The 4351-nt window shown below is 61.0% G+C and carries 8 protein-coding genes; 1 reads left to right on the top strand and 7 read right to left on the bottom strand.

What is annotated here, in order from left to right; all coding sequences use genetic code 11:
- Positions 1-102: 102 nt before the first annotated feature.
- Both BM175_RS22560 and BM175_RS22205 read right to left on the bottom strand, forming a co-directional pair.
- Positions 103-984 (bottom strand): hypothetical protein, encoded by an 882-nt coding sequence (locus tag BM175_RS22560; protein WP_139224776.1) that lies wholly within the window; start codon positions 982-984, stop codon positions 103-105.
- A 181-nt stretch (positions 985-1165) separates the two neighbouring features.
- Complete coding sequence (locus BM175_RS22205; protein ID WP_175526983.1) at positions 1166-1474, bottom strand: hypothetical protein; 309 nt, start codon at positions 1472-1474, stop codon at positions 1166-1168.
- A 55-nt stretch (positions 1475-1529) separates the two neighbouring features.
- Here BM175_RS22205 and BM175_RS22200 point away from each other — a divergent pair, with 55 nt between their 5' ends.
- The gene (locus BM175_RS22200; RefSeq protein WP_090966984.1) at positions 1530-1769 is read left to right on the top strand and encodes a hypothetical protein; all 240 of its coding nucleotides are present in this window, start codon (positions 1530-1532) and stop codon (positions 1767-1769) included.
- A gap of 158 nt (positions 1770-1927) precedes the next feature.
- Here the strand turns inward: BM175_RS22200 and BM175_RS22195 are convergent, their stop codons facing one another.
- The 5 genes from BM175_RS22195 to BM175_RS22175 all read right to left on the bottom strand — a co-directional run.
- The gene (locus BM175_RS22195; protein ID WP_090966982.1) at positions 1928-2344 is read right to left on the bottom strand and encodes a hypothetical protein; all 417 of its coding nucleotides are present in this window, start codon (positions 2342-2344) and stop codon (positions 1928-1930) included.
- Between the two features lie 181 nt (positions 2345-2525).
- Positions 2526-2969: a hypothetical protein gene (locus BM175_RS22190; protein ID WP_090966980.1), complete on the bottom strand. Its 444-nt coding sequence runs from the start codon at positions 2967-2969 to the stop codon at positions 2526-2528.
- Complete coding sequence (locus BM175_RS22185; protein ID WP_210185827.1) at positions 2969-3511, bottom strand: lysozyme; 543 nt, start codon at positions 3509-3511, stop codon at positions 2969-2971. The genes BM175_RS22190 and BM175_RS22185 overlap by 1 nt, the downstream gene beginning before the upstream one ends.
- Positions 3508-3732, bottom strand: a complete 225-nt coding sequence (locus BM175_RS22180) for a DUF7940 domain-containing protein (RefSeq protein ID WP_090966978.1) — start codon at positions 3730-3732, stop codon at positions 3508-3510. Before BM175_RS22180 ends, BM175_RS22185 begins: the two co-directional genes overlap by 4 nt.
- A 70-nt stretch (positions 3733-3802) precedes the next feature.
- A partial coding sequence (locus tag BM175_RS22175; protein WP_175526982.1) for a tyrosine-type recombinase/integrase occupies positions 3803-4351 on the bottom strand: 549 nt, incomplete at its 5' end.

The following is a 4351-nucleotide window of genomic DNA, read 5'->3' as shown; positions in this document are numbered from 1 at the left end:
CAGTAGGATTCGAACCTACGACCCCCAGATTAGGAATTTCTGTCAAGTCTTTGATCTGTCTGGGGGTCGTTCCAATGAGGAAAGTCTCTACGCCTTCAACATTCAGAACGAAGAAAAATCAGGTGAAAAGGTGGCGATAGAGCGAACAATATCATTTTGCGCAGTTGGCGATAGACTTTTCCAAAAGTCGCTGCCCTCAAGGGAAGCCATGTTTGCAAATCTATGAATCATTCCACCGCCAGGCCTGACTGTTATAGAGTTTTTATTGAAACTTATGGTCGTTTTTCCAACTCGCATTGATGGAGTTTTGTCCATGTCCACCCAATTCGCGATTTCATTTAATACGAGATTTCTGGGCTGCTGTATCTTTTCAGGCGTCACAGCCTGAACAATAGCATCCAGCTTTCTTTCTAAAAGCGCAAATCTGGCATCGTCTGGCGACAGGTCTCCACTTGGCATCGCAGCTTTGGTAATTTGCATCAATTTTACTAGGGAAAAAACCTGCGATCCGTCCGCATTTCCCGCCACCGTTTCTTCAATAGCTTTCGTTATCGAAGCTCTCGCGGATAGAATGTTTCCAATTCTCAGCGTATGATCGTAAGTTATATCTCTGAATCCATTTACGTCGAATATTCTAGTCGTAATGCTATCGCGAATGAGAACCGTTGGCTTATCAAAAGCCTGGCGTATTCCATACTCAAACATAACATTAGGATTGTTTGTCGACATGTCGCAGATGCACAAATCGGCAGTTGCAACCTTGGTAACGACATCCAAATGGATCATGTGAGCGGAGTTCGTCGACGTAGCGAGGCTGCATTCATACCCAGCCTGGGTCACTGCTGGCTCAATCAGTTGAGCGTATACTTCGCGAAAATGGCCAGCGGGATAACCATCGACGTCGGAGATCGGCATCATTACGAAGCATATCTTCGGAGTCTCCGCAGATTTGCGACCTGTCGGCGTTTCGGCATCTTTCGCCATTTGCTTACCCTGCGAATCGATCTCCTAACGATTTAAGCAGAAATCTTTTTAACGCGCTTGAGAGGCTGAAGCATTTTGTACAGGTTCGAGTCCTGCCGGGCCCACCCGGACCGTTATTTTACAGGCCTTTGCAGACACGTTAGCCAAGGGCGTTAGCCAGCCTGTTGGCCACGGCCGGAAATCACATCGGCACGTCCTTCCAGACCGGCCGTCTGAGCACCTGAATCATCGTCAGCTTCCGCAGCACCTTCCCGTTCTTCTCGTGCGCTGGAAGGTCCTTGCCTATGACCTCGACGTAATCGCGCTTCCCGCAATCCTCGCACTTCAGGCGCCGGCGTAGACTGTCCACCTCGACGTTCCCGAGAAGCATCCGCATGTCGGCCGGGCTGTAGTAGCGGGTGGTCCGGCAGAAGTTGCATGCGACCTCGACGACCAGGCCGAGCCGTTGAGCGTCATCAAGAAACAGGCCATGGTTGTCGCGCGGGGGCATCGAGAACGGATAGAGAACGTTCGGACGATTCGACAAGATCGAAAAGGGGACACCGATGCCGCATCTCTCCAAGCTGACACCGATCCAGATCCGCGCGCTCGTGCGGCTCGATGACGGCCACGGTCACATGGACAGCGTGGGCCAGGAGGCCGAGCAACTATCGGACGCCGTGCTTGTCGCCTGCTACGAACTCTCGCGCATGGGTCTGGTCGAGGCATCGTCCGGCTGGCGCGGCACGGTATGGTTTCGCCTGACCGCCCGAGGCCGAACGATCCGCGAAGTCGGAAGGACCTGACGCCATGAGCGACAACAACCCATGGCGCACCTTCCTCGCCCGTAGATCGCACGGCATCCGCAGCGTGCATGTGCCGGCGATCATCACCGAAGAGCGGCGGTTGGAAGGATGGGAGCGCGCGGTGGACAACATCGCGCGCGAACTCGAACGGCTACGAGCTATCGAGGCGGCTGCAGGCTCGACCGGCGCTCCGGTCCCGACTGATCGAAGCGCTGCGTCAAAACAGCCACCTGGGTCGAAAGAGAACCCAGACCCTGATTGATCTCGGCGAGCCGAGCGCTGATGTTTGTCAGGCTCACATCGACCCGAGCGTTGGTCGCCTTCAGTGCCTCTTCAGCTGCAGCGACGCGATACACGAGGTTCGGCATAGCAGCGGCGGCCGCCCCAACCTCGGCGAGTTTCGTATCGACGACCTTCGTCCGCTCCTCACGGTAGGCGTCGAGATACTCGACCTTGTTCTGCAGGCTGGTGTAGCCCGCGATCCCGCCGCCGGTGAGGATTGCACCAGTCAGCAGCACGGCAACGTTGTTGGTAATCCACCGCGTGAGCATGTCCGGCTCCTGGTTCTGGTTCATTCTCTGAATGCCTTTCGGGTATGCATGGATGCGTCAGGGCACGCCCTGAGATTGAATTTCCCCAACCGAGCGCGCGAGTGCCGAATGCCGGTCGCGACAGACGCCGAGCGTTTGCCGGTCCCTGCCCCACAGCCGCACGGTCTCGGCCGTTGTCAGATCGCGCTCGGGTAGCTCTGCCGCGTCAGCGCAAGGCAGCAGGAGCGCCTGCGGGATCGCTGCGAGGCGTGGCGCGACCGATACCGTCGAGCGCGTCGCGCAGGCCCCGAGGAACGGCAGGGCGGCAAGCAACAGCGCCGCGGTCAGCGGTAGACGGGATCGGGACACGGTTGGCCTCCTGGTCGAGGGCAGCTTCAAGGTTGGAGAGTTCCGCGAGGCGCTCGGCCTCGCGCTGGTGGAAGTCGCGCTCGATCGCGTCGATGCGGGACTGCGCAGCGCGGCGATCCGTCTCTGCTTTCGCCTCGGCCTCGCGCTGGCGAGCTTCCCAGATCCCGCGCTCGTAGACCGCACCGGCCTCACGCGCCGCCGGCAGCGACACGAGATCGGCGTAGAGCCCTGCCACGAGCCAGCCGAGGACGATCCCGACGACGAGGACGATCGCGGCCTTGATGGCTTCAAGGGCGCCCATCAGCCGAGCCCCCGCAGGCACAGCGCGCGGTTGCTGATAAGCCCCGGCAGTCCGTTCACGCGGCGATTGGCGAGGCCCTTCACGACCTTGCCGCCGGCGAAGACCCAACGGCTGAGTTCGTTGCAGGCGCCGCGCAGGTCGCCCGCCTTCACCTTGCGAATCAGGGACGAACGGCAGGCCGCGCCGGTGCCGGCGTTGTAGGCCCAATCGTTGATCGCGACGTAGGTCTCGCCGGGCACCTTCAGCAGCTCGGGCGCGCAGGACAGCATGCGCGCCTCGTGCTCGAGGATCTGGCGCTGCAGGCGCACGGCGCAGCCGGCTTTGGTCTCGACCATGCCGGGTTTCACGCCGTAGGTGTCGCCCTGGCAGATCGTCCAGACCGGCGGCTGGGCGATCGTGTCGAGATAGGCCTTGTAGCTCGTGCCCTCCCAACCGGACGTGTAGGTCGTGGCGAAGGCAAGGAGCGCAGCACCGGCGGCGCCGCCGGCAAGATAGCGGCTTTTCACGCGGGCGACGCGCCCACCCTTCCCGGCGGCGCTCACTGCTTGCCCTCGGAAATAGAAGGCTGCGGAACGAAGCGCGCGACGAAGGCCGCAGCCGAGCACAGGCCGGACAGGACAGCGAAAGCGCGAGGCGGCAAGCCAAGCGCTTCCTCGAACGCAGGCAGTGCGACATCGATAGCGATCAGGGCAAATGCGAGCGCGATGAAGCGCAGTGACCAGGCGCGCTTCAGCACCCGGCGCCAGTTGGCGACGAGGGTCATGATTATCTCCGGGCAAGAAAAAAGCCCGGCGCGGTGGCCGGGCAGTTGGGATGGTTGAGGGTTCGGCAGGCTACATCCCGCCGTACCGTTGCAGATTGAAGCGCTCGGCGACGATGCGACCGGCGTTCTCCGAATGGGTGTAGGTCTCCAAGAAGACCTTTGACGATCGCCACCCGCCCGCCTCCATGGCCGTCTTGATGCCGAGACCGAGGTTCATGGCGTTCGTCGCGAACGAGTGGCGACCGACCGAGTGCGTCGGCCGGAAGTCGATCCTGGCGCGTCGGCAGACGGCGCGGATACGCTCGTTGACCGAGGCGCGGTTCGTGTAGCGGAACACGCGCTCGCCCTCGCGCAGGCCGAGATTGTGGAGGCGAAAGACCAGCTCGTCGGTCAGAACCCGCTTCGCCATACGATCGGTCTTCGTCCGCACCAGCGTCGCGGTGCGGGTGCGGAAGTCGACCCACTCCCCGGTCAATTCAATCGCCTCGGAGACGCGCGCGGCCGTGTGGTTCATGAAGATGACGAGCGCCGACAGATGGTAGAGCCGATCGGCGTCGGACTGCGCGAGGAAGGCGGTCAGCCAGGCGGCGTTGACGGGCGAGTGCTTCGTCGAGCGCGG

It is taken from the genome of Aureimonas phyllosphaerae, from assembly GCF_900113065.1.
Lineage (GTDB): Bacteria > Pseudomonadota > Alphaproteobacteria > Rhizobiales > Rhizobiaceae > Aureimonas > Aureimonas phyllosphaerae.
Note: the sequence above shows the minus strand (reverse complement) of the source record. Positions and strands in the feature narration are given on the sequence as shown.

Bases quoted from the DNA above. Each gene is read 5' to 3' on its own strand.
- BM175_RS22200 (WP_090966984.1), top strand. From the start codon at position 1,530: ATGCCGCATCTCTCCAAGCTGACACCGATCCAGATCCGCGCGCTCGTG.
- BM175_RS22205 (WP_175526983.1), bottom strand. From the start codon at position 1,474: ATGCCCCCGCGCGACAACCATGGCCTGTTTCTTGATGACGCTCAACGG.
- BM175_RS22190 (WP_090966980.1), bottom strand. From the start codon at position 2,969: ATGGGCGCCCTTGAAGCCATCAAGGCCGCGATCGTCCTCGTCGTCGGG.
- BM175_RS22180 (WP_090966978.1), bottom strand. From the start codon at position 3,732: ATGACCCTCGTCGCCAACTGGCGCCGGGTGCTGAAGCGCGCCTGGTCA.
- BM175_RS22195 (WP_090966982.1), bottom strand. From the start codon at position 2,344: ATGAACCAGAACCAGGAGCCGGACATGCTCACGCGGTGGATTACCAAC.
- BM175_RS22560 (WP_139224776.1), bottom strand. From the start codon at position 984: ATGGCGAAAGATGCCGAAACGCCGACAGGTCGCAAATCTGCGGAGACT.